This is a genomic window from Arthrobacter sp. SAFR-023, assembly GCF_051965295.1.
GTDB lineage: Bacteria > Actinomycetota > Actinomycetes > Actinomycetales > Micrococcaceae > Arthrobacter.
The window spans coordinates 47,076-70,572 of the sequence record NZ_JBQCMF010000013.1 but is presented as its reverse complement, the minus strand read 5'-3'; the positions used below and the strand labels follow the sequence as shown (position 1 = coordinate 70,572).

The 23,497-nt window shown below is 66.2% G+C and carries 17 protein-coding genes; 8 read left to right on the top strand and 9 right to left on the bottom strand.

Annotation, left to right across the window (positions count from 1 at the left end):
• The first annotated feature begins 1 nt into the window (after position 1).
• Both ACTHQX_RS14780 and ACTHQX_RS14775 read left to right on the top strand, forming a co-directional pair.
• Positions 2-862, top strand: a complete 861-nt coding sequence (locus ACTHQX_RS14780) for a phosphogluconate dehydrogenase C-terminal domain-containing protein (RefSeq protein WP_236805463.1) — start codon at positions 2-4, stop codon at positions 860-862.
• 366 nt (positions 863-1,228) lie between these two features.
• The gene (locus ACTHQX_RS14775; protein ID WP_440158207.1) at positions 1,229-3,592 is read left to right on the top strand and encodes a SulP family inorganic anion transporter; all 2,364 of its coding nucleotides are present in this window, start codon (positions 1,229-1,231) and stop codon (positions 3,590-3,592) included.
• A gap of 82 nt (positions 3,593-3,674) precedes the next feature.
• On the opposite strand, the gene ACTHQX_RS14770 is transcribed toward ACTHQX_RS14775, so the two are convergent.
• The 8 genes from ACTHQX_RS14770 to ACTHQX_RS14735 all read right to left on the bottom strand — a co-directional run bounded on the left by ACTHQX_RS14770 (position 3,675) and on the right by ACTHQX_RS14735 (position 13,739).
• Positions 3,675-5,054, bottom strand: a complete 1,380-nt coding sequence (locus ACTHQX_RS14770) for an MFS transporter (protein WP_440158206.1) — start codon at positions 5,052-5,054, stop codon at positions 3,675-3,677.
• Between the two features lie 62 nt (positions 5,055-5,116).
• A complete protein-coding gene (locus ACTHQX_RS14765) occupies positions 5,117-6,592 on the bottom strand; it encodes an NAD-dependent succinate-semialdehyde dehydrogenase (RefSeq protein ID WP_440158205.1) in 1,476 nt (491 codons plus the stop codon).
• A 48-nt stretch (positions 6,593-6,640) separates the two neighbouring features.
• Positions 6,641-7,891 carry an iron-containing alcohol dehydrogenase gene (locus ACTHQX_RS14760; protein WP_440158204.1) on the bottom strand — a complete coding sequence of 417 codons (1,251 nt, stop codon included), beginning with the start codon at positions 7,889-7,891 and terminating at the stop codon, positions 6,641-6,643.
• 157 nt (positions 7,892-8,048) lie between these two features.
• Complete coding sequence (locus ACTHQX_RS14755; RefSeq protein WP_440158203.1) at positions 8,049-10,010, bottom strand: helix-turn-helix domain-containing protein; 1,962 nt, start codon at positions 10,008-10,010, stop codon at positions 8,049-8,051.
• 136 nt (positions 10,011-10,146) lie between these two features.
• A complete protein-coding gene (locus tag ACTHQX_RS14750) occupies positions 10,147-11,250 on the bottom strand; it encodes an MFS transporter (RefSeq protein WP_440158202.1) in 1,104 nt (367 codons plus the stop codon).
• Positions 11,229-11,471 (bottom strand): hypothetical protein, encoded by a 243-nt coding sequence (locus ACTHQX_RS14745; RefSeq protein ID WP_440158201.1) that lies wholly within the window; start codon positions 11,469-11,471, stop codon positions 11,229-11,231. The genes ACTHQX_RS14750 and ACTHQX_RS14745 overlap by 22 nt, the downstream gene beginning before the upstream one ends.
• Positions 11,472-11,560: 89 nt before the next feature.
• Positions 11,561-12,301, bottom strand: coding sequence for a FadR/GntR family transcriptional regulator (locus ACTHQX_RS14740; protein WP_236805441.1), 741 nt, complete (start codon positions 12,299-12,301; stop codon positions 11,561-11,563).
• Positions 12,302-12,377: 76 nt separating this feature from the next.
• Positions 12,378-13,739 (bottom strand): NAD(P)H-dependent oxidoreductase, encoded by a 1,362-nt coding sequence (locus ACTHQX_RS14735; protein ID WP_236805440.1) that lies wholly within the window; start codon positions 13,737-13,739, stop codon positions 12,378-12,380.
• A gap of 293 nt (positions 13,740-14,032) precedes the next feature.
• Between ACTHQX_RS14735 and ACTHQX_RS14730 the strand changes: the two genes are divergently transcribed.
• Positions 14,033-14,425: a hypothetical protein gene (locus tag ACTHQX_RS14730; protein ID WP_440158199.1), complete on the top strand. Its 393-nt coding sequence runs from the start codon at positions 14,033-14,035 to the stop codon at positions 14,423-14,425.
• A gap of 18 nt (positions 14,426-14,443) precedes the next feature.
• On the opposite strand, the gene ACTHQX_RS14725 is transcribed toward ACTHQX_RS14730, so the two are convergent.
• Positions 14,444-17,878: a DEAD/DEAH box helicase gene (locus ACTHQX_RS14725; RefSeq protein ID WP_440158198.1), complete on the bottom strand. Its 3,435-nt coding sequence runs from the start codon at positions 17,876-17,878 to the stop codon at positions 14,444-14,446.
• A gap of 187 nt (positions 17,879-18,065) precedes the next feature.
• On the opposite strand from ACTHQX_RS14725, the gene ACTHQX_RS14720 reads away from it, so the two are divergent.
• From ACTHQX_RS14720 to ACTHQX_RS14700, 5 genes are all read left to right on the top strand, one after another.
• A complete protein-coding gene (locus tag ACTHQX_RS14720) occupies positions 18,066-18,935 on the top strand; it encodes a DMP19 family protein (protein WP_440158196.1) in 870 nt (289 codons plus the stop codon).
• A 186-nt stretch (positions 18,936-19,121) separates the two neighbouring features.
• Positions 19,122-20,144, top strand: coding sequence for a LacI family DNA-binding transcriptional regulator (locus ACTHQX_RS14715; protein ID WP_440158195.1), 1,023 nt, complete (start codon positions 19,122-19,124; stop codon positions 20,142-20,144).
• A gap of 128 nt (positions 20,145-20,272) precedes the next feature.
• Positions 20,273-21,568, top strand: coding sequence for a sugar ABC transporter substrate-binding protein (locus ACTHQX_RS14710; protein ID WP_440158194.1), 1,296 nt, complete (start codon positions 20,273-20,275; stop codon positions 21,566-21,568).
• Positions 21,569-21,651: 83 nt separating this feature from the next.
• Positions 21,652-22,611 (top strand): carbohydrate ABC transporter permease, encoded by a 960-nt coding sequence (locus ACTHQX_RS14705; protein WP_440158193.1) that lies wholly within the window; start codon positions 21,652-21,654, stop codon positions 22,609-22,611.
• A 1-nt stretch (position 22,612) separates the two neighbouring features.
• The gene (locus tag ACTHQX_RS14700; protein ID WP_236805433.1) at positions 22,613-23,491 is read left to right on the top strand and encodes a carbohydrate ABC transporter permease; all 879 of its coding nucleotides are present in this window, start codon (positions 22,613-22,615) and stop codon (positions 23,489-23,491) included.
• Positions 23,492-23,497 lie beyond the last annotated feature (6 nt).

Below are 23,497 nucleotides of genomic sequence, written 5' to 3'. Positions count from 1 at the left end.
AATGTCTGCAGAACAGTTGACCGTCGCCGTTATCGGAGCCGGAGGCAAGATGGGGATGCGCGTTTCCCGCAACCTCCAGAAGTCCAGCCACACCGTGTTCTACTCCGAGAACTCACCCGCCGGCCAGGACCGCGTCCGCGCCGAAGGCCGTGAAATCACCGCCACCGACGAGGCCGTCAAGGGTGCCGACGTCGTGATCCTCGCCGTTCCGGACACCGTCCTGGGCGTCGTGTCCGAAGGCGTCGTCCCGCAGATGAAGTCCGGCGCGATCCTGCTCACCCTGGACCCGGCCGCCGCCTACGCCGGCCTGCTCGCCCAGCGCGAGGACGTCGTCCAAGCCGTGGCCCACCCCTGCCACCCGTCCGTATTCCTGGAGCGCACCACCAAGGAGGAATGGGCCGACACCTTCGGCGGCGAGGGCGCCCCGCAGAACGTCGTCGCAGCCATCGACGAGGACGCATCCGAGGCCACCCGGGCTGCCGCCGAGGCAACCATCAAGGTCATCTACGCCCCCGTGATCGACGTCCACTGGGTCACCGTGAAGCAGCTCGCCATCCTCGAGCCAACCCTCGTGGAGACCGTGGCCTGCATGATCGGCACCCTGCTCAACGAGGCGCTGCACGAGACCGTGAACACCTGCGGAGTGCCCGAGGAGGCAGCCAAGGCCATGCTGTTCGGCCACGTGCAGATCGCCCTCACCAACGCCCTGCGCGGCTCCAACCCGTTCTCCGAGGCCTGCGAAATCGCCATCCAGTACGGCAAGGACACCATCATCAAGGACGACTGGAAGAAGATCTTCGACGACTCCCAGCTGGACCACGTCATCGCCAAGATGCTGAAGCTGGACGCCGTCAAGCGCTAAACCGCCCGCCGGCAAACCGGTTTTAGGCAATGGATCCATCCCCGGATGGATCCATTGCCCTTTAAGCGCGCTGCCAAAGATTTCCGGCAGGTTAAATCTTGGTCGGCTGATCCGGCGCCGGACGTCTCCGGCCTCCATGTGACTTGAACGGCGGCCGGTTTTCCTTCCCGGCCGGGACTCCTTGCGCCATGGGAAACTGCCCCGGACGAAGTACCGCGGCATTATGCAAACGAATGGATTAGTGCACTAGTTTTCGCATTATGTCTCCCCTGACCTCGTGTTTCTTCTCACGGGCCCTCTCCTTGCGGCCTCTGGCGGGGCGTCAATAGCGTGGATAAGGACCCTTCGAACGAGCTAAGGACTTATATGCCCTCGCCAGCCGCCACGGATCCACAACCCATCCACCCCGGCAGGAGCCGGATACCAGTCCTGGCTCGCCTGACATCGGGCCTCCGCTGGGACCTGCCCGCGTCCCTCGTGGTGTTCCTCGTTGCCGTTCCGCTGTCGCTCGGCATCGCCGCCGCGTCCGGGGCGCCGGTCATGGCCGGACTGATCGCGGCAGCGGTGGGAGGCATCGTTGCCGGCAGCCTGGGCGGCTCGCCGCTGCAGGTCAGCGGACCGGCAGCAGGCCTGACCGTTATTGTCGCCGGCCTCATCGAGCAGTTCGGCTGGCCCGTCACCTGCGCCATCACCGTGGCCGCCGGCGTCCTCCAGGTGCTGCTTGGCATGGCCAAGGTGGGCCGGGTGGCGCTTGCCATTGCGCCGGTGGTGGTGCACGCGATGCTTGCCGGGATCGGCATCATCATCGTCCTGCAGCAGCTGCATGTGATGCTCGGCAGCGAAGCCGGCGAAGCGGCGTTGCACAATATTGTGGCACTGCCGGACAGCCTGGCCGCCGTTGATCCGCAGGCTGCATTCCTGGGGGCTGTGGTGATCGCACTGCTCGTCGCATGGAAGCACATGCCGGCCGCCATCCGCCGCGTGCCCGGCCCGCTGGTCGCCGTAGTGGCCGCGACGCTGCTGTCCCTCCCGTTCAATTCCGACGTCGACCGGATCACCTTCGATGGTTCACTGCTGGATGCCCTTGCCCTCCCGCACCTGCCGCAGGGGGAATGGACCGCCATTGCCGTCGGCGTCGTCACCATCGCCCTGGTGGCGAGCGTGGAGTCGCTGCTGTCCGCCGTCGCCGTCGACAAGATGCACCACGGCGAGCGTACGAATTTCAACCGTGAACTGCTCGGCCAGGGCGCTGCCAACGTGACGTCAGGCATGCTGGGCGGCCTGCCGGTCACCGGTGTGATCGTCCGCAGTGCCACCAACGTCGAGGCCGGGGCACACACCCGCAAGTCCGCCGTCCTCCACGGCATCTGGGTTCTGGTCTTTTCCCTGCTGCTGGCGGGAGTCATCCAGCTGGTGCCCCAGGCCGTGCTGGCCGGCCTGCTCATCATGATCGGCATCCGCCTCGTGAAGGTGGCCGATTTCCAGACGGCCCGCGTCACGGGTGACCTGGCCGTCTACGCCGCCACTCTGCTCACGGTGGTGTTCGTCAACCTGCTGGCAGGGGTACTGATCGGGCTGGCGCTGGCAGTGCTGCTGGTCCTGTGGCGTGTGGTCCGGGCGAGCATCCACGCGGAGCCCCTCGGCGGAACCGCCGAAGGCCGCTGGCGCGTGGTCATCGACGGCTCCTGCACGTTCCTGTCGCTGCCCCGCCTGAGCAAGGTGCTGGCCGCGGTGCCGCCGGCGGCTGTTGTCACGGTGGAGCTCGACGTCGACTACCTCGACCACCCGGTGCACGACACCCTGGAGGCCTGGCGCGTGCGGCACGTAAAGAACGGCGGCAGCGTCGAGATCGAGGAATCCGGCACCGCCACGCTCCACGCCGCCGTGGCGGGAACTCCGGCACGCGGCTCGTCGCGCTCCGCACTGCGCGGCGGCTTCGCGCCGTGGCGGAGCTGGCAGCGGGACGGGGCGCCGCTGGCCACGGAGGCAGCCGGGCACGTCCCGGCCCCGGTACGGTCAGTGCTTAACGGCGTGGACAGCTACCACCGCCGCCACGCCCACCTGCTGCGTCCGCACGTCCAGGAGCTCTCCACGTTCCAGGACCCCGACACGCTGTTCATCACCTGCGCCGATTCCCGGCTGGTGCCCAACCTGATCACCAGCAGCGGCCCGGGTGACCTGTTCACGGTCCGGAACGTGGGCAACGTGGTGGGTAGTGACCGCCTCGAACCGTCCGTTGAGGCGTCGCTGAAGTTCGCCCTCGACGAGCTGTCGGTCACGTCGGTGGTGGTCTGCGGCCACTCCGGCTGCGGCGCCATGACGGCCCTGCTCGCCGGACCTGGCCCGCACCAGCAGGCCTCAGGCCAGCAGGCCTCGGTCCAGCAGGGCTCCGGCCAGGGTACGGAAGGGCAGGAGGAGCGTTGCCCCGTCGAGTCCTGGCTGGACCACGGACGGCCGAGCCTTGAGTCGTTCCATGCGGGCCACCCCGTCCAGGTTGCAGCCGAGCAAGCCGGGTACGGCGCGGTGGACCAGCTGGCCATGGTCAATGTTGCCGTCCAGCTCGAGCGGCTGCAGCAGCACGCCAGCCTGCAGGACACCGTCCGGAGCGGTGACGTCCATGTGACGGGCCTGTTCTATGACATTGCCACGGCACGGGTCCTGCAGATCACGCCCACGGGCATCAGCCACCTGGACCCGCTGCCGCGGGCCGAAGAGCTGGCCCCGGCCTGACGGGGGAGAAAAACCGGCGGCATTGGCAGTCCACACTGCCAATGCCGCCGGTTTTTTCTAGCCTGGGTGTGCTAAATGTTTCCTAGCGGACGCCGGTCTGGGAAGTTGCATTCTCCGAGACCGGCGAATCCTGCTGCTGCGCGGCCTCAAGGCTGCCGCGCACGCGCTTCACCGTTTCCGGCGCCAGGATTGCGGAAGCTACGGTGATGACGCCGATGATGCTGAAGTACAGGATCACCCAGCCGGGTTCGCCGTTGCCTGCGTTGAGCAGGGCCACCGCGACCAGCGGCGCGATGCCTCCGGCCAGGACCGATCCGAACTGGTAGCCCATGGAGGCGCCGCTGTAGCGGAGCTTTGTGGAGAAGAGTTCGGCGAAGAAGGCGGCCTGCGGGCCGTACATGGAGTTGTGGAAGACCGCGAGGCCGATGATGATGGCCAGGGTTGCCAGCAGGGCGCTGCCGGTGTCCGTCATGACGAAGTAGAGCGGGAAGAACAGCAGTCCGCCGATGGAGCCGAACAGGTAAAGCGGCTTCCGGCCGATCCGGTCGGACAGCGCCGCCCAGAGCGGCACGGCGATGACGCCGATGGCGGAAGCGATCAGAACGGACATGGATCCCTGGTTGGCGCGTTCGGGGCCGAACGTCCGCATGATGTAGACAACCGAGAAGGTGGTGTACAGGTAGAAGGCCGAGTTCTCGGCGAGGCGCATGCCGACAACCAGCCAGACGCCCTTGGTTTCCTTCTTGAGGGCCTCGCCAAGCGGGTTGTGAGCGGTCTGCTTCTTGGCCACGAGCTCCTTGAAGTCCTCGGAGTCCTCGAGCTTTGCCCGGACCACCAGGCCCACGACGATCAGCAGTACGCTCAGCAGGAACGGAATGCGCCAGGCCCAGGCATCAAAGACATCCGCAGGGACGCTGGCCTTCACGGCCAGGACGGACGAGTTGGCAAGCAGCATCCCGGCCGGGACGCCCATCTGGGTGAAGCTGCCGAAGAATCCGCGGCGGCCTTCCGGGGCGTGTTCGGTGGAGATGATGGCGGCCCCGGCCCATTCGGCGCCCGCACCGAACCCCTGCACGAGCCGCAGGACGGTCAGCAGGATCGGAGCCCAAACGCCGATCTGTGCGTAGGCGGGCAACAGGCCCATCGCCAGGGTGGCGAAGCCCATCAGGAGGAGCGACAGCACCAGCATCGGCTTGCGGCCGATCTTGTCGCCGTAGTGGCCGGCGAACATGCCGCCGAAGGGCCGGGCAACGAAGCCGACCGCGTACGTGAGGAAGGCCAGCAGGAGACCGGTAGCGGGGTCCTGCTCGGGGAAGTAGAGCCTGCTGAAAACGCCGGTGGCCGCAAGGAGGCCGAAGATGTAGTAGTCATACCACTCGATGGTGGTTCCGGCGAAGCTGGCGAGGGATACCCGCCAGGGCACTCGACGTGCGTTGCCGGCAGTTGCTGCAGAGAGCGTCATTGGTCTTCTCTTTCGAAGGTCAAATAGGGACGTGGGGAATGATTAGGGGGAGTGAACCCGGTTCACCAGTCGACGGCGATGTATTTGGTTTCAGTGAAGTCCAACAGGCCCTGATGGGCGCCTTCGCGTCCCAGGCCGCTTTGCTTGACGCCGCCGAACGGTGCGGCCGGGTCAGAGACGAGTCCCCGGTTGAGGGCCACCATTCCGCTTTCGATGCGCTCGGATACCCGCAGCCCCCGGCGCAGGTCCTCGGTGAACACATACGCCGCGAGGCCGTACTCGGAGTCGTTGGCAGCCGCGATGACTTCGTCTTCGGTGTCGAAACCGATAACCGATGCCACCGGCCCGAAGATTTCCTCACTGACCATGCGTGCATGGAGCGGCACGTTGGTTACCACCGTGGGCGGGTAGTAGTAGCCTTCCCCTTGCGGCATCTGCCCGCCGGTGAGCAGGCGCGCACCCTGGTCGAGGGCATCGCGGACCAAGGCGTCCACCTTCAGGACACTTGCCTGATCCACCAGCGGACCCACGTCGGTGGACGGATCCGTGCCCGGCCCGACCGTCAGGGCGGCCATGCGGGCGGCCAAGCGACTTGCGAACTCCGACTGGATTCCGCGCTGTACGTAGATCCTGTTGGCTGCGGTGCAGGCCTGGCCGCCGTTGCGCATCTTGGCAATCATGACGCCGTCGATAGCCTTGTCCAGGTCGGCGTCCTCGAACACCAGGAAAGGGGCGTTGCCGCCCAGTTCCATGGAGCACTTGAGGACGTTGTCCGCCGCCTGCCGCAACAGGTGGCGCCCGACTCCGGTGGAACCGGTGAACGACAGCTTACGAACGCGGGGGTCAGCCAGGATCGGCGTCATGACGTCGCCCGTCTTGCTCGTGGTGATCACGTTGACGACGCCGGCCGGGATGCCCGCATCGGCCATCAGCTGGGCGATGGCCAGTGAGGTCAAGGGGGTCAGCGTCGCTGGCTTGAGCACCGCGGTGCAGCCCGCGGCAAGCGCGGGTGCGAGTTTGCGCGTGGCCATGGCGGCGGGGAAGTTCCAGGGCGTGATCAGGACGCAGACACCGATCGGCTGGTGCTGAACCAGGATGCGGTTTGCACCTGACGGCGAGGTGGACACCTCGCCGATGATCCGGACGGCCTCCTCGGCGTACCAGCGGAAGAACTCTGCGGCGTAGGCCACCTCTCCCCGGGCATCGGGAAGGGCCTTGCCGTTCTCGAGGGAGATGAGGCGGGCCAGTTGTTCGCTGCGCTCCGTCATCAGTTCGAAGCAGCGGCTGAGGACTTCGGCGCGGCGCCGGGGCGGCGTCGCCGCCCACTCGGGGAATGCCGCGGCGGCGGCATCGACGGCGGCGAGGCCGTCCTCGACGTCGGCGTCCGCGATGGTGGTGATTATGGTCCCATCGGAAGGATTAACGACGTCGACGGTGTGGCCGGCGGTGGCGTCCTGCCAGCCTCCGGCGATGAGCAGCTGGCGGGGGACCGCAAGCTCATCGACGTCGAGCGGTTCCTGGGCGGAAAGAATTGTCATGGGGGATCCTCGGGTTTTGATCAGGTGCTGATAGGACAGCGAAGCGTTTTAGCGGATGGTACGGTCGCCGTCGTAAGCGGCCTGCACGATGGACATAACTGACTCGAGGTCGAGCGGCACCGGGTTGTTGTCGATGAGCCGCTTCGAGTTCAGGGACAGCCTGGCGATCTGGCCAAGGTCGGCCTCCTGGACGCCGAGGTCCTGAAGCGTTGCAGGCAGTTCAATGGTGGCGATGATTTCGTCGATGGCCTCCACTCCGGCAACCGCCGCGCTCCGGGAGTCCAGGCCTTTGATGTCGCGTCCGAGCGCCTCGGCAATCTGCCCCAGCTGCGGTTCGATGGCGCTGAAGTTGTGGCGGACAACGTAGGGGAGCAGCAGGCCGACGCCCACGCCGTGTGGAGTGTGTGTCAGCGCGCCAACGGGGTACTGGATGGCGTGCGCCGCCGCCGTTCCGGCGTTGCTGAGGACTATGCCGCCGTAGAGTGCGGCGAGCATCATGTCGGCTCGGGCATCGGTGTTGCCCGGGTCCTTGTAGGCGGTGGCCAGACTTCTGCCGAGGAGCCGGATCCCGTCCAGTGCCAGGGAGTCGGTCAGGACATTCTTGCCCACGAACACGCGCTCGCTGGCGAGCGTGCGGGTTGGTTCCCGGGTGATGGCGGTGAACGATTCGACCAAGTGGACGAAGGTGTCCGCGCCGGTGGCTGCCGTCAGGGACGGCGGGCAGGTGTAAGTCAGTTCGGGGTCGCACACCGAGGCGAAGGGGATGATGTGGGGGCTTGAGATGCCCATCTTCATGCCGAGTCCGGGGTCGGAGACCACGGCAATGGCAGTCGCTTCGGACCCGGTGCCCGCCGTGGTGGGCAAGGCGATGACGGGCTTGACGGGACCGGGAACGGCGAATTCGCCGTAGTAGTCGCTGGGCTGGCCGCCGTGCGTCAGCAGCACCGAGACCACTTTTGCCATGTCCATGCAGCTGCCGCCACCGAAGCCGATGACGACGTCGACGTCCTGGCCCTTGAGCTCTTCGATGCACGCCATGATGCCTGGGGTGGGCAGTTCGGCCTGGGTTTCTCCGTAGACCCGGACGGACAGCTGCCGGCTCTCAAGGCTTGTAACGAGGCTCTGCAGTTCGTCCGAAGCCGCGAGCCGGGGGTCCGTGCAGATGAGGACGCTGTCACCGAGCTCTGCTGCGATATCGGCGATGGCAAAACGCTGCTGGGCGCCGACGACGATGTTCCGCGGCAAGCGCAGGACGCCGAAGGTTGCGGGACGGATGCCCGCTGCATGCGCACACGACATTGTTACTGACTCCTAAGGGTGGGGATCGCCGGCTACCTGACAGGTGCCGCAGATCTCATCGTTCCAGAGCGGTGTGACGTGGCCTATGGAAGTTTTTGCCACATTGGCGGCGGAAGCATGTGCTTGGAAACCACATGCAGGGTGCGCCGGGCCAGTGCTAGTGGCCCCGGCTCCCGGCGGACTGCAGACGCCAGAGCCGCAGTGCCACGTGGATGTCCAGGGACCGGCCGCCCCTGCGCCAGCTGGCCCCGAGGACACTGTCGATGCGTTCTAGCCGTTGGCGAAGCGTGTTGGGATGAATGTGCAGGGCCTCCGCCGCAGCGGTGCCGGAGGCGTCGTTCTCAAGGAAGGTCCAGGCGGTCAGAACCAGCTGTGTTCCCCGGCGGCCGTCATAGTCCAGCAGGGGTCCGAGCTGAGCCGCCAGCAGCTGGGCGGCAAAGGGGCTGTCCATGGCGCCCAGCAGCATGCCGGCTGTGCCGAGGGCAGCCCGGTCGGCTGCCTCCCCGTTTCGTGCCAGCGCCTGCAGCGCACGCAGCACGGCATCAGCCTCGGCGTGAGCGTCCGCCAGCCGGGAGAATCCCGCCACCGACTGGGACGATCCGACGCTGGCCTCGATGCGCTGGTGCTTCAGGGCATCAACGAGTGACTGTCCGTTGTCCTCGCCCACGTCAACACCGGAAGTGCCGCCTCGGCGCGCGGGCGGCTCGATGACGCACAGATGGGACTCGTGAAGGGCAGTGATGCCGGGACGGTCCTGCGAATGCCGCTTCAGTACTGCCAGAGCCCTCTGCCGCTGGTCCTCCCGGACGCCCACCACCCGGACCACCAGCGGGATGTTGTCCGCCAAGCCGAATCTGCCGGCCCGCCGTTTCAGCGCTTCGGTATCCTCGGACCGCGGATTCAGGAGTTCGTCTACGAGCTCGAGTTGCAGCCGGTACTGCGCGTCCTGGAAGGTTCTTTCAGAGAGCAACGCCGCACTGAGGACCAGGGCGCTTCGTTCCAGCACTGCAAGCCGGTCCTGGCTGACGTGGCCGGCAACGATCAGCGAACCCAGATGCTGGTCGCCGGCCACCGCGGACATCACGGTGTAGTGCCGGCCCCTGACTGTAAAAGGCATAGGCAGCGTCCGCGCGGCGGAGAGTTCCGCGGCGCTTAAGGCCGCGGGACTGCCAAAGTCGGGGTTGGCACCGAGTCCTGCCAGGGTCTCGCCCATGGGTGAAACGACGGACACCTCGCTGTCCATGGATTCGGCGAGAAGCATCATGAGGTTGGGCAGGCTGTTGGCGGACGCGAGGGTCTCCATCAGCCTCTGGTCAAGGGAGGAGAGCTCTTCCAAGGCTTTCAAATGGGCAAGATTCTGCCGCTGTGCCTGATCCAGACGGGCCAGGGCATCAGCCATTTCAGTGAAGTGACGCGCGTTCTCAAGGGCCACAGCAGCGTGGGTGCCGATGGATTCCATGAGTGCGACGTCGTCGCTGCTGAACGTGTGCGCGTGCCGGTCCGCCACGAGGAGCGCGCCTATGACCTTGCCCTCGGCCCGCAAGGGAACGCCCATGATGGCCCGTACGCCTTCGGCCGCGACCGCCGCGTCACTCGACTCAAGGTGCGACTTGGTCTGGTCCACAAGGTAGTCCGCGGATTGCGAAGGGGCTTCGCCGGTGGCCACAGCACCGAGGACGCCCTCGCCCAGGGGCATGCGGATGTTCCGGAACAGGGCTGTGGCGGCGCCGTCAGTCACCCGGATGTACGATTCCCCGGAGTTGTAGTCGTTCAGGCTCAGATAGGCGATGTCGCTGCCGATGAGCGAGCGGGTTCTGCGGACGATGGCCTTCAGGACGGCCTCGACGTCGCGGATGCCGGTGAGGTCCGTGGCGGTGTCGTACAGGACGCGGAGCAGGCCCTCCCTCCGGCTCGCCTCCCGAAGCCGTGCATGGAGGCTGCGGGCCGCCGCTGCCGTCGACGGGTCGAGGAGGTGCTCCGCCTGCATAGCAGCCAGTTGTGTCTCAAGAGCTTCGGCAGAGATGCCTTCGCCCAGAAGAGCCAGAAGCCGCCCCAGCGTCATCGCTTCCTGCGGGGGAGCGGCGCCCGCACGGGCTGGCGGACTGTCTTGGGCACCCATAGGCCAATGGTAGTGTCTGCCGCCAGTTGCTCGAATGGAAATGGAACGGCCCCTCCGATCAGGAGAAGGGCGGTAAAGCAGATGGTCCCGGGCAGGAATTCCTGCCCGGGACCATCTGCGTTTACGTTGTCTTGTTCTACTTGCCGCTTGCGATCAGGGTTTCGACTTCCTTCTGTTCGCGGCTGCTCCAGGTTTCCCTGGTTGACAGTGCCGCGATGAGGCCGATGACTCCGCAGGCGATGTAGACGATGGACACTCCGCTCCAGCCCCAGGCCGCCGCCGTGGCTGCGGCGATCAGCGGGATGAAACCGGAGATGGCGGCTGAGAACTGATAGCCGATGGATGCCCCGGAGGTGCGGGTGTTGGCGTTGAACAGTTCGGAGAACCAGGCGCCCTGGGCGCCGGCCAGCATGTCGTGGAGCACCGGCAGGCCCACGACGTACACGAGCACGATCAGGAACGGGACGGCGGTGTTGACCATGAGGAACATGGGGAACCCGAACAGGATGATCCCGGCGCAGCCGGCGAGGTAGAGCTTGCGGCGGCCGATGCGGTCCGTTACCCGGCCCCACAGGATGGTGGCGGCGACGCCGATTGCGGCTGCGAGCACCAGGCCGGTCAGGCCCACCTGCCGGTCAACGATCTTGTTCGTGCTGATGTAGGAGAGCAGGTAGGTAACGATGACGTAGAAGCCGCCCGACTCGGCGAGGCGCAGCCCGATGACACGGAGGATGTTCCGCCAGTCCTCCCTGACGACTGTCAGCAGCGGGTTCTTGACGAGTTCGCCGCGGGCCTTGGTCTCTTCGAACTCGGGGGATTCGCTGACCTTCATGCGGATGATGATGCCGGCGATGATCAGGATGGAGCTGGCCAGGAACGGCACGCGCCAGGACCACTCGTTGTTCCAGCCCGTGGTGCCGAGGAACACGAGGTTTGCCAGGAGCAGGCCGAGCGGAACGCCGGCCTGCGGGATGCCCGTGTACTGCCCGCGTTTGCGCCACGGGGCGTGCTCGAAGGTCATCATGATGGCCCCACCCCACTCGGCGCCAAACGCCAGCCCCTGGATGATGCGGATGGCCACGAGCAGGATCGGTGCCAGGACGCCCACCTGCTGGTAGGTGGGCAGGACGCCGATAAGGAACGTCGCGGCGCCCATCACCAGCAGCGCGCCCACCAGGACCGGCTTCCGGCCGTACTTGTCGCCAAGGTAGCCGCCGATCAGGCCGCCCAGCGGCCGCATGGCGAAGCCACGGCCAGGGTGGCAAATGCGAGCAGTGTGGCGGCGAGCGGATCCTGTCCGGGGAAGAAGGCGCTGCCGAAGTACAGCGCTGCCGCCGTTCCGTAAGCGAGGAAGTCGTAGTTTTCAATAGTCGTGCCGACGGCGCTGCCGATGGCCACCTTCAGTTTGTCCGGCGATCCGTGCTCTGCCTGCTGGGCGTGCGTTTGCGTGAGGGTGCTCATCGCGTTCATATCTCCTTCGATATGGGACAGGTTGCTTCCTGCCCCTGCGGTTGCCGCAGGCGCTGTCCCCATGGACACCGGCCCCGGCGTCACCTGGGCTGGTTCAAGGCCTTGGCGTTGTCAATGTTGTAAAAGCTGCGGATGTGGTTGCCCACGGCCCGCCGGGCCCCATCGGCTTCCTTCCGGCGGACCGCCGCAAGGATCTCGCGGTGTTCGCTGCGGACCACCTTGGCCGTTTCCCGCCAGTTCTCCAGCCGGGCGTAGGCCTCGATCATCTGGCGGTTGATGGCGGTCCGGAGGGAACCCATCAGGTGTGCCGTGAGCGAGTTGCCGGTGGACTCGGCGATCCGCACATGGAACGCCGCATCCAGCCGGTTGAACTCCGGGGTGGAGATCTCCGGGTCGTCCATCTGGTCCAGGATCTGTTCCAGTTCCGCCAGGTCCTCTTCAGTTGCCCGCTGGGCAGCCTCCTCACAGCACCAGGTTTCGAGTGCGATCCTGGTTTCGAGTACCTCTGTGTGGTCGAACTGGCCGAGCGCGAGCTGGAGTTTGAGGAGGTTGATGAACCCTGACCCGGGCTCCTCAACCAGGACCGCGCCGCCGTCGGCTCCTCCGCCGGGGCGGATGTCGACGATGCCCAGCGCCTCAAGGACCCTGAGCGATTCCCGCAGGGATGGGCGGGAAACGTTCAGGAGGGCGGACAGGTCACGTTCGCTGGGGAGCTTGTCCCCGGCCTTGAGCCTGCCGTCCAGGATGCGATCTTCTATCTGGGCCATGACCTGTTCGTAGGTCCGGACCCGCTGTACCGGTTCCCATGCTTCTGCTGTCACGCCGATCACCCCTCTGAGTTTTTGCCTGCGGCAGACGGCCGCGGCTATTTCATGGTAGTTGCTCGGCCTGACCGTCTTACCGCTGTGCTTGGAACAGTTCGGCCCGGGCTTCGTTCTCGAGCTGGCGCCGGATCTGGACGGCAAGCAGGCTCTCGTCGGCGTCGACGTCGTCCCAAGAGACGGTGCGGTCCTTGGGCACGTCCCGCTTGAGCTTCATTCCGTGGGCGAGGCCAAGGGGGAGGGCGTTGCGTTCCAGCGAGATCCGCGCGGGGGCGAGCTTGCCGAACGCGGTGTAGCCGCCCTCACCGTCGAGGATTTCGCCGGCCTTGAGGTCCTTCTTGGCGGTGGTGACGACGTCGCCGCGGAACCCGGTGGGGGCGCCGGTGGCTTCCCCGCGGAGCACCGCGGACGCGATGCTGACTCCGAGCTCCAGCCCGATCATGTGGTACGGCCTGTACAGCGAGCCGTAGCGGCCGGTGGAGTCTGTCTTCACACCGTATTCAGCGAAGCACTGCGCAGCGTAGTCGGTCTTGGCCTCGAAGGTTACGTAGACGCCCCAGCGGAGGTCGCGATCCACTTCTGTGCCGTCACGGTTCAGGCTCGAGGCGATTTCCACGGTGCCCCGGCGGGTCAGAGCGCCGCCGACCGACTGCTCGCGGTACACGTGCGGAAGGTCGTCGACGCCGGCAGGCGGGAAGAAGAGTCCCTCATCCTGTGGGGTGAGGCCGGTGCCGTTGGCGACGGCGGCCATCTCGATGGCGGACTTGGTGCCGTCCAGGAACGAGTTGAACATCTTCGGGTTGAAGTCGCCGCTGGCGAGCTGTTCGTCGGTGAAACCATAGTAGTTCCAGACGGTGTCCGGAGTGGAGTAGTTGTATTCGGGCAGGTACTTGGTGCCCTTGCCGGCGGCCACGACGTCGAAGCCCACCGTGCGGCACCAGTCGACCATTTCGCAGATCAGGGCCGGCTGGTCTCCGTAGGCCATGGAGTAGACCACCCCGGCTGCCTCGGCGCGCCGCTGCAGGAGCGGGCCCACCATGCAGTCTGCCTCGACGTTGACCATGATGATGTGTTTGCCGTTATCGATGCTCTGCACCGCGTGGGCGGTGCCGACGATCGGGTTGCCGGTCACCTCGAGGATGACCTCGATCTGCGGTTGCTGGATCAAATCGGCTGAGCTGTCGGTAACAAACGTGGTGCCGTTGCGCAGCGCCTCGGCAAAGCTGCCGGCGGCGTAGCGCTCCGCGGGCCAGCCGGTCCGCTGCAGGGCGCCCTTGGCCTTGGGGACATCGATGTCGGCCACGCCGACGACGTGGATGCCTTCTGAATTGAGGGCCTGGGTCAAGAACATGGAGGCGAACTTGCCCGCGCCTATGACGCCCACGCGGATGGGGCCCTGGGTGGCTGTTCGCTTTTGCAGGAGCGAATGAAGGTTCATGGACTGCTTCCTCGTAACGGTTGTCGCGGTGGTTAGTTGGTCTGACCATCTGATGTTGCAACCACGATGACATGCCATCGAAACTGTGTCAAGCGTCACTTCCAACTGCCTTTACGCCGGTAGCTGCGTACCGCTGTACGAATCCGGGTACTTCAACCACGAAAGACGGGTAGCGGCTGCCCGTGACAGGGGCCGTACGGGGCACTTGAATGGTCGGACACGTGAACCGCCCAGAGCGACGGAGGAGACAGCATGCACTTTTCAGGGAAGCCGGCCGCGCCCGGGTACGGGCCATGAGCGCCGGACTGGCCTCAGCGGTACAGTTCGCCGGGTCCCTGCCGGGGTCGATCCTGCTGACGCTGGGGCAGGCCCTGGTCCTCGTCTGCGCCTGTGCCGACATGCTCCGGCTGCTCTCCGTGCCGCGCTCCCGCGGGCGCTACGTGGCCAACACCGTCTTCAGGACGCTGGCGCCGCCAGCGATTCTGGTCATGGCAATTACCGTCCTGATTGATGCGGCCTCCGGCGTCTGGGGGGACGTTACGCTCGGGATGTTTGTGCTGGTGGTGGTGACGTACCGGTGGCGGACGGACACGGACGAGGAGAACTGGTGGAAGGGAAAGGGCAAGGCGCTGGGGCGCTGGCTGCGGAAGCAGGCTGCGCCGCGGATCTTGCCGGCGCCGGCCTGACGGCGTTTGGGGGACCGGTCAGTCGTTGAAGAGCCCCGCCAGGTCCTCCGCGGTGAGCGCACCGCCGGAGAGCGCATCGCCCTCCATCACGTCGGCGAACAACTGCGACTTCTTGGCCTTGAGCGCCATGACCTTCTCCTCGATGGTGTCCTTGGCCACCAGCCGGTAGACCATGACGTTCCTGGCCTGGCCAATGCGGTGCGTGCGGTCCACCGCCTGCGCCTCTGACGCAGGATTCCACCACGGATCGAGCAGGAAGACGTAGTCGGCCTCGGTCAGGTTGAGGCCGAACCCGCCGGCCTTGAGGCTGATCAGGAACACCGGCGCCGTGCCGTTCTTGAACTCATTGACGACGTCGGTACGGTTCCGGGTGCCGCCGTCGAGATAGCAGAACTCGATGTTCTCCTCGGTGAGGCGCTCGCGGACCTTGCCCAGGAAGCCGGTGAACTGGCTGAAAATCAGGGCGCGGTGGCCTTCGGCCACGAGGTCCTCCAGCTGCTCGAACAGCACGTCCAGCTTGCTTGACCGCACGCCGGACAGCGACTCGTCGACCAGTGTGGCGTCCAGGCTGAGCTGGCGCAGCAGCGTCAGCGACTGGAAGATGGTGAAGCGGTTCTTGTTCACGTCCTCGATGAGGCCCAGGATCTTCTGCCGCTCGCGCTGCAGGTGCGTCTGGTAAACCTTCTGGTGCCGCGGGTTGAGCACCACCTCAAGGATCTGCTCCTGCTTGGGCGGCAGATCCTTGATGACCTGCTCCTTGGTCCGCCGCATCATGAGCGGACGGACCCGGCGGCGGAGCTTGTCCAGCTGCCCCTTGTCGCCGTTCTTCTCCACCGGCTTCTGGTAGTACTCGGCGAACCTCGACGGGCTCGCGAACAGCCCCGGCGCCACGATGGAGGTCAGGGCCCAGAACTCCATGAGGTTGTTCTCCAGCGGCGTGCCCGTGATGGCCAGCTTGAACGCCGCCGGAAGCTTGCGGGCGCACTGGTAGGCCTTGGACTGGTGGTTTTTGACGAACTGCGCCTCGTCCAGCACCAGCCCGGCCCAATGCCGTCCAGCGTAGGACTCGTAGTCGATCCGGAACAGCGCGTAGGACGTGATGACGATGTCCGCGCCGGCCAAGGCCTCGGCGGGGTCGGCGCCGCTCTTGGCGAACGTCTCGCCGACGGCCCGGACCGTAAGGCCGGGTGCGAAGCGGGCGGCCTCGGCCTCCCAGTTGCCCACGACGCTGGTGGGCGCCACCACCAAGAAAGGCGCGTCGTCGTTCGCCTGTACGCCGTCGGCTGTTGCGGCGTCCACTTCCTTATCGCCCGCGGCAGACGCGGCGTGTTCCTTGGCCGCGCACATCAGGGCCAGCGCCTGCACGGTCTTTCCCAGGCCCATGTCGTCGGCGAGCACGCCGCCGAGGCTGTGGCGGTACAGGAAGCTCAGCCAGTTGTAGCCCTCCAGCTGGTACGGGCGCAGCTCGGCGTTAAGGGTGGCCGGCATCGGCAGGCCCTGGACGCCGTCCTCCAGCAGCCCGCCCACGGCTGCGCGCCAGGCGGATGCCTGCTCGTCCACGATGCCCAGCTGGGCAAGTTCATCCCACAAGCCGGCCTGGAACCGGCTGATCTGCAGCGGCGCGTCTTTGTCGCCCGAGTTATCCTGCAGCGCGCGGGCCTCGTCGATCAGGGCCCGCAGCTGGTGCAGCTCCGGAAGGTCGAGGGAGAAGTAGGCGCCGCTGGGCAGCAGCATGCGCGTCTGCCCGGCGGCGAGGGCGGAGAAGAGCGCCGCGAAGGACACCGGCTGGCCCTCGAGGGTGATCACGATGCCAAGGTCGAACCAGTCGCGCTGGTCGGTGGCCTTGGTGGAAATCGCCACCACCGGCGCCTCTTCGGCCTCGCGGTAGTCGGCGATGTCGCCCGAGGTGTCCACGTCGACGCCGGGCGTATTCCGCAGCCGGGGGAGCACCTCCTCCGTGAAGGCGAGCGTGTCCAGCCCGCTTAGCTCCGCGGTGGCCGCGAGGCGCGGCGTGCCCCAGCCGCCGGTGGCTGATTCACCCAGCTTGGGCACCACGTCCCACGGCTGGCCCACAGCCTCCAGGATCCGGGCCTCAGCCGGATCGTCACGGTAGCCGTGGTCACCGGGATGGCGCCAGAGCGGCTGTGCGGTGACGATGGAGCCGGACTTGTAGTGCCATTCCCAGTGCAGGCGCACACGGTGGTCGGCGCCGTAATTGGCCAGCAGCGAGAGCGTCGGGAGGGCGAGTTCGGGCAGCTCGACGGACTCGTCCGCCGCCGTCACGCGCGCGGTCTGCTTCAGCTTGGGGTAGAAGCCCGTGAGGAAGCGTCCCTCATCGCGTGCCGGGATGTGCAGGGTGCTGCCCGCCGTGACGAAGGACAGCAGCTCCTCGCTCAGTCCGCTCTCCAGCGGGGCGAGGGTGATGGTCTCGTCCGCGGCGACCCCCGGCAGCGCGTCCCCGCTGGAGGTGAGGAAGATGCCGTGCGCCGGGCGTCCGATGGTACCCACCGACGCCGGATCAACCTCGGTGCCGTCAATCGTTATGGTGGACGCGAGCTCCAGGCCGCCTTCCTGCCCGTCGCTTCCGTAGCGGCCCAGGTTAAGGCCCACCGCCGCCGGCTCCGCCGCCACCTTCACCGGCTCCGGGCCGCGGCTGTGCACCAGCGCGACGCCGATCTGCCGGGCTTCCTCCAGCAGGCCCCACAGGTTCTTTCCGGCGAAAGTGTTCAGCCCCAGCCAGAGGGACGACGACGAGTACGAGCGGTTGGCGCCAGCGGTATGCGCGGCGAGGAAGGCCTGCAGCCACTCCACATGCGCCTGGTTGCACTCGCGCTTAAAGTTCAGGTAGCTAAGGGTGTTCCACGAGACGTCGCCGCGGATCCATTTGCCCTTGGCCCCCATGATCACCGGGCGGGCCTTGAGCTGGCGGACGCTGCGGAGCGGATCCCGGCGGCCGGTGTAGGAGAAGTGCGGGGCCGGTTCCTCCACCTCGAACTGCAGGGCCAGGGGAGTGCCACCGCTTTGCTGGGCGGGGCCGGCCTGCGAAATCAGGGGGCTGAGCGCCTGCTCCCAGTCCGAGAGCGCCGGCACGGACTTTTCCCGCGACACCCTCGAGACGTCGGCGGGGGACAGGAGCTGCACCCGCACGGCAGGGTTGTCCTCGGCAGCGAACAGCAGCGCGGCCACGTGCTTGCAGTCCTTGCGGACCGGGCAGCTGCAGACGCCCACCGTGCAGCTCCAGCCGCCGCCCTTCCGGACCAGCTTGGCTGTGGTGGAGTACGGCAGGTCGGAGCCGCCGCGGACCTTGCCGAGCATCAGGCCGGTGGCGGAATCGAACGAGATACCGGAGACGCGGCCGCCCATGGCATAAGCGAGCCCGGCCGCGAGGGAGCGGTCGTTGATCGCGGGGGTCTGGATTGCCAGTGCCGCACTGTCGTCCGGTTGGGAAGGCATGGGTGCGCGCTACTTTCGGCAAGTCGAAAATCTGCAGGTTATCTGATCCATCTTAGTCGGGCGGAAGGGGCCCTCAAATTGCGCAAACTTCGCCTGACGTTCACTTCGCCCTCAACCTGCGGGCGCAGGCGGCGCGTACGTTGAGAGAGTCCTGAGCACCACCGGCTTTCTGCAGTGAGGATTTCCCATGACTTCCAGCGAATACCCCGTTGTCCTGACCGTCGAAGCCACCCCGGGCGGCGGCATTGCCAGTGACGCGGAGATTGTTGATTCCAACGTCGCCGTGGTGAACAGCATGTACCAGGAGCTGCTCGGCCATGGGGAGATCGCACCCAACGCCCTGCGCAGCTACTTCGTGGACTTCTACCTCACGCAGTCCCTGGGCGGCGGCTTTGCCCAGTATGTCTTCACCGCCCCGGACCGTCAGGAGCTTGACGCCTACATCCGCGAGGGCCTGGAAGGCATGGGCGCCGCCGGGCATGTTGCGCTCTTTGACCGCACCGCGGAGGCATTCGACTCCCTGTCCGAGGAGGAAGCCGACATCTACCTCGACGGCGAGGCCGACGCCGAGCAGGACGGCGAGCTCCCGGAACGCGTACAGGCCATGGAGGACCTCGACGCCGAATTCGAATCGCTCCTCGAAACGGAGGACATCGTGGCCCTCAATGCGGCGTGGCTGCGTGTGCAGGAAGGCTTGCTGGTCTTGAGCGACGACGAGCTCACCGCACACATCGCCCAGCGCGTGGCGGCGCTGCCGGACCTCGAAGAGCGGCGCGCCGAGGCCGAGGAAGAAGCCTTGGAGAATGCCCCCGAATTCGAGGTCATCATCCGCGAACTGTGCGACATTGCAGGGTACGAGCTGCAGAAAATCACCATGGGCGACCCGAACTACAACCACAACGGCGAGGCCGTGCTGGCGTGGCACTTCAGCACCAGCCACGGCGACTTCCTGATGATCGAGGACGACGACGAGGCCTTCATGCTCAACCCGGACACCAGGGAAATCGTGGCCGCCGTCGAGTTCGAAGAGCTGGACGAGGACCTCGTGGAGGCGTAGCGCAAAGCGGGCTGCTGGTTGGGCCTGCTGAGTGCAGGCTCAACCGGCAGTTAGACCCCGGTGCCTGGTTACGGTGATGAGCCACCGGAACCCCCACCTTCAACTACAGGCGTGACGCTTGACACATGCAAAACGTTTTGTGTACTCTCGTGCACACCGAACCAAAACGTTTTGCAAAGGAAGTCGATGACGACGCGAGTAGGGATACGCGAAGTGGCCAGGGCCGCAGGAGTCTCAGTGACCACTGTGTCCCACGCCCTTAACGACGCCACCAGCTCCCGGGTCAAAGCGGAAACCCAACAGCACGTCCGGGACGTGGCCAGGAACCTTGGCTACGCTCCCAACCGGCTCGCCAGCGGATTGCGCAACCAGCGCTCCCAGATCCTAGGCCTGGTCAGCGACGAGATCACCACCACGCCCTTCGCCGGGGCAATGATCCGCGGAGCGCAGGATGCGGCCTACGAGCGGGGCTACGTGGTCATGGTGGTGAACTCGGGCCTGGACAGCGAGCTCGAACACCGCGAAATCACCATGCTTCAGCAACACCAGGTGGACGGCGTGGTGTACGCCAGGCTGTACCACCAGGGAGTCGACCTGCCGCCGGCGCTCTCGGGGATTCCCACCGTGCTGCTGGACGCCGTCACCGGGGATCCGGCGGTCTCCTCCATCGTGCCGGACGAGATCGCTGCCGCCGAAACCGCCGTCGAAGCCCTCATCAAGGCGGGCCACACGCGGATCGGAATGATCAATAACGTGGACGACATTCCCGCTACGCACGGCAGGCTGGAGGGCTTCCACAACGCGCTGCGCCGCCACGGCATCGGGCACGATCCGCGGCACCTCGTCATCGCGCAACCGATAACTTCCGGTGGCCGTGCAGCGGCACTGGGTCTGCTGAGCCAGCCGGACAGGCCAACGGCCCTGTTCTGCTTCAGCGACCGGGTGGCCATGGGCGCCTACCAGGCGGCCGCAGCTCTGGGACTGACCGTCCCGGAGGATGTTTCGATCGTCGGCATCGACAATCTGGAGCTCATTGCGGACTCGCTGTGGCCGGGGCTCACCACGGTGGCCCTGCCGCACTACGACATGGGGCGATGGGCGGTCAACCGCGTTCTTGACGACATTGAGAACCCGGGGGTGCCGCCACAACAGGTGCGGCTCGCCTGTCCCCTGATCGAACGGGGATCCGTAGGACCGCCCAGGACCTGACGGCATTTCTCGAAACAAACTACCCGGTGCCCGCCGGAAAAAGGGACGCAGCCGTTGCAGCGGCCGCGCCCCTTCCGGACCCCGGGCCAATCATCCACGCGCAAAATCAGCAGAAAGACTGGACCTTCATGAACAAGCGATTCACACGGATCCTGGCCACCAGCATAACCGCGGCGGCGCTGATGGGCGGCCTCGCCGCCTGCGGCAAGGGAAGCGCGTCCGCCACCTCCGAGGACGGCAACGAGATCACCATGTGGACCCACAACGCGGGAAACCCTGACGAGCTCGCGGCCATCAAGTCCGTTGTCGACTCCTACAACAAGAGCGGCGCGGCCAAGGCCCAGATCAAGGTGCAGGCATTCCCGCAGGACTCCTACAACGACTCGGTGGTCTCGGCCGCTGCTGCCGGTAAGCTCCCGTGCATCGTGGACATCGACGGGCCCAACGTGCCCAACTGGGCGTGGGCCAAGTACCTGACCCCGCTCAAGCTCACGGCCGACCTGTCCAAGAACCTCCCCAGCACCGTCGCCAAGTGGGAGGGTGAAACGTACGCGGTGGGCTACTACGACGTCGCCCTCGCCATGCTTGCCCGCGCCTCGGACCTCAAGGCGGCCGGTGTCCGCGCCGCCACGGTGGAGAAGCCGTGGACCAAAGAGGAGTTCCAGGACGCGCTGACCAAGCTTAAGGCTCTCGGCAAGTGGCAGTACCCCCTCGACATGGGGACGGCCGGCACCGGTGAGTGGCTGCCCTACGCGTACTCGCCGCTGCTGCAGTCCTTCGGCGGGGACCTCGTCAACCGCGACGGCTTCCAGTCAGCGGACGGCGCCCTCAACGGCGACAAGGCCGTGGCGTGGGCCGAGTGGTTCCGCGGACTCGCCGACCAGGGCTTCATGGCCAAGAAGAGCGGCAAGGACTCCACCCAGGACTTCCTGAACAACAAGAGCGGCCTCGTCTACACCGGCTCGTGGGCCGCGGACAAGGCGCGCAAGGCGCTCGGCAAGGACCTGGCGGTCATGCCCTCCGTGGACCTCGGCAACGGCCCGAAGATCGGCGGCGCTTCCTGGCAGTGGGGCGTGACCAGTGGCTGCAAGAACTCCGAGGCCGCGATGGACTACCTCTCCTACTCGCTGAAGCCGGAAAACATCGCCGCCGTGGCCAGGGCCACCGGAACCATCCCGGCCACCGATGAAGCGGCGGCCCTGATCCCCGCCTTCGCGGAGGGCGGAGAAAACCGGATCTTCATGGAACTCTCCCGCCAGCAGGCCGTGATGCGTCCGGAAACGCCTGCCTACCCGTTCATCGCGACGGAGTACGGCAAGGCCGTCCAGGACATCCTGGCCGGCGCCGAGCCCAAGACTGTCCTGGACAAGGCGGTCAAGGCGATCGACGCCAACATCAAGTCCAACGGCGGCTACAAGAACTAGCCAGCCGCCGGACGGAGGACGACGGCGGGCGGCACCTGCCGCCGTCGTCCTCCAACCGGCACTGACTGTCAACGGAGACTCCCATGACAACCACCCAGCTTCGCTCCCGTCCCTCCGCCACACCGGCGCCGGGCGGAACCATCCCGGCGGCAGCCCGCCGAAAGCGCCCGGGCCACCTGCGCGAACAGCTCAGCGGCTGGGGGATGATCGCGCCGGCCGCGGTCCTCCTGCTCGCCTTCGTGTTCCTGCCGGCGATCCTCGGCTTCGGCCTGGCCTTCACGAACGCCCGCCTCATCTCCCCGCGGCCGGTGGAGTTCGTCGGAATGGACAACTTCGCCCGGCTCTTCACCGACCCCACCTTCTGGCGCGCGCTCCTGAACGTCAGCTACTTCGCCGTGGTGGTGGTGCCGGTGCAGTCCACCCTCGCCCTGGCCATGGCCCTGCTGATCAACAAGAAGTTCCGCGGCGTGAACTTCTTCCGTACCGTGTACTTCCTGCCCGTGGTCACGTCCATGGTGGTGGTGTCGCTGCTCTGGCTCTTCATGTACCGCAAGGACGGCCTGATCAACGAGCTGCTGTCCACGTTCAGCTTCGGCCTCATCCAGGGCGCCGACTGGCTGAACGACCCCGCCACCGCCATGCCGGCCATCATCGCGCTGTCCATCTGGCAGGCCGCGGGCTTCCACATGATCATCTGGCTCGCCGGACTGCAGAGCATCTCCGGGGAACTGTACGAGGCCGCCCAGCTGGACGGTGCCAGCCGCTGGCACCAGTTCCGGTACGTGACCTGGCCGGGCCTCAAGCACACCCGCAGCCTTGTCCTGGTGACCATCACCATCCAGGCCCTCGGCCTCTTCGACCAGGTGAGTGTCATGACGCAGGGCGGCCCGCTCGACTCCACCACCACCATCATCTACGAGGCGGTCCGCTCCGGCTTCAAGCAGCAGGAGACCTCCTACGCTTCGGCCATCTCCCTCGTATTCTTCGTGCTCGTGCTGCTGATCTCCGCAGTGCAGCGCTATCTGACCCGAGAGAAGGACTGACGTGAAAAACGTGCTCCGCCTCAATTCGATCGGCGCCATGGCCGTGCGCATCCTGTTCGCCGCCGTCGCCGCCTTTCCCATCGTGTTCATGCTCGTGTCCTCGCTCAAGCCGGACCAGCAGATCTTCGGCGACATGTCCTCGGTGGCGGCCTTCCTGCCCATCGGCAACATCTCGCTGGACAACTACACCGCCGTCTTTGACCGGGTTCCGGCCGCCCGCTTCCTTATCAACTCCGTCGGTATCTCCGCCGTGACAGTGGTGCTGGGAATCTTCATCAACAGCCTGTGCGCCTTCGCGCTGTCCCGCATGCAGGTGCGCGGCAAGCGCGTGGTGTTCACGGCGATCCTGGCAACCCTTATCGTGCCGTTCCAGACGCTCGCCCTGCCGCTGGTGTGGTGGGTGAACCAGCTGCCCTACTTCGAACTCAACGGTTTCAGCCTGGAGATCTCGAAGGGCTGGCTGGACACGTACCAGGTGCAGATCATCCCGTTCATCGCCAACGCGTTTTCCATTTACCTGTACCACCAGTACTTCGAGTCCATCCCCAAGGAACTGGACGAGGCAGCCCGGATCGACGGCGCCGGGTGGTTCAAGATCTACCGCCAGGTGGTGATGCCGCTCGCCGGTCCCGCCACGGCCACGGTGGCCATCCTGACCTTCCTGCCCGCCTGGAACTCCTACCTGTGGCCGCTCATGGTGGTCCAGTCCGAGGAGCTCCGCCCGGTGATGATCGGCATCCAGTACTTCTTCCAGCTGAACGTCTCCTGGGGCGAGGTGATGGCCTACGCCTCCCTCATCACGGTTCCCGTGGTGGTCCTCTTCATCGCGTTCCAGCGCTCCTTCATCAACAGCATCGCCTCCAGCGGTGTCAAAGGCTGATCAGCC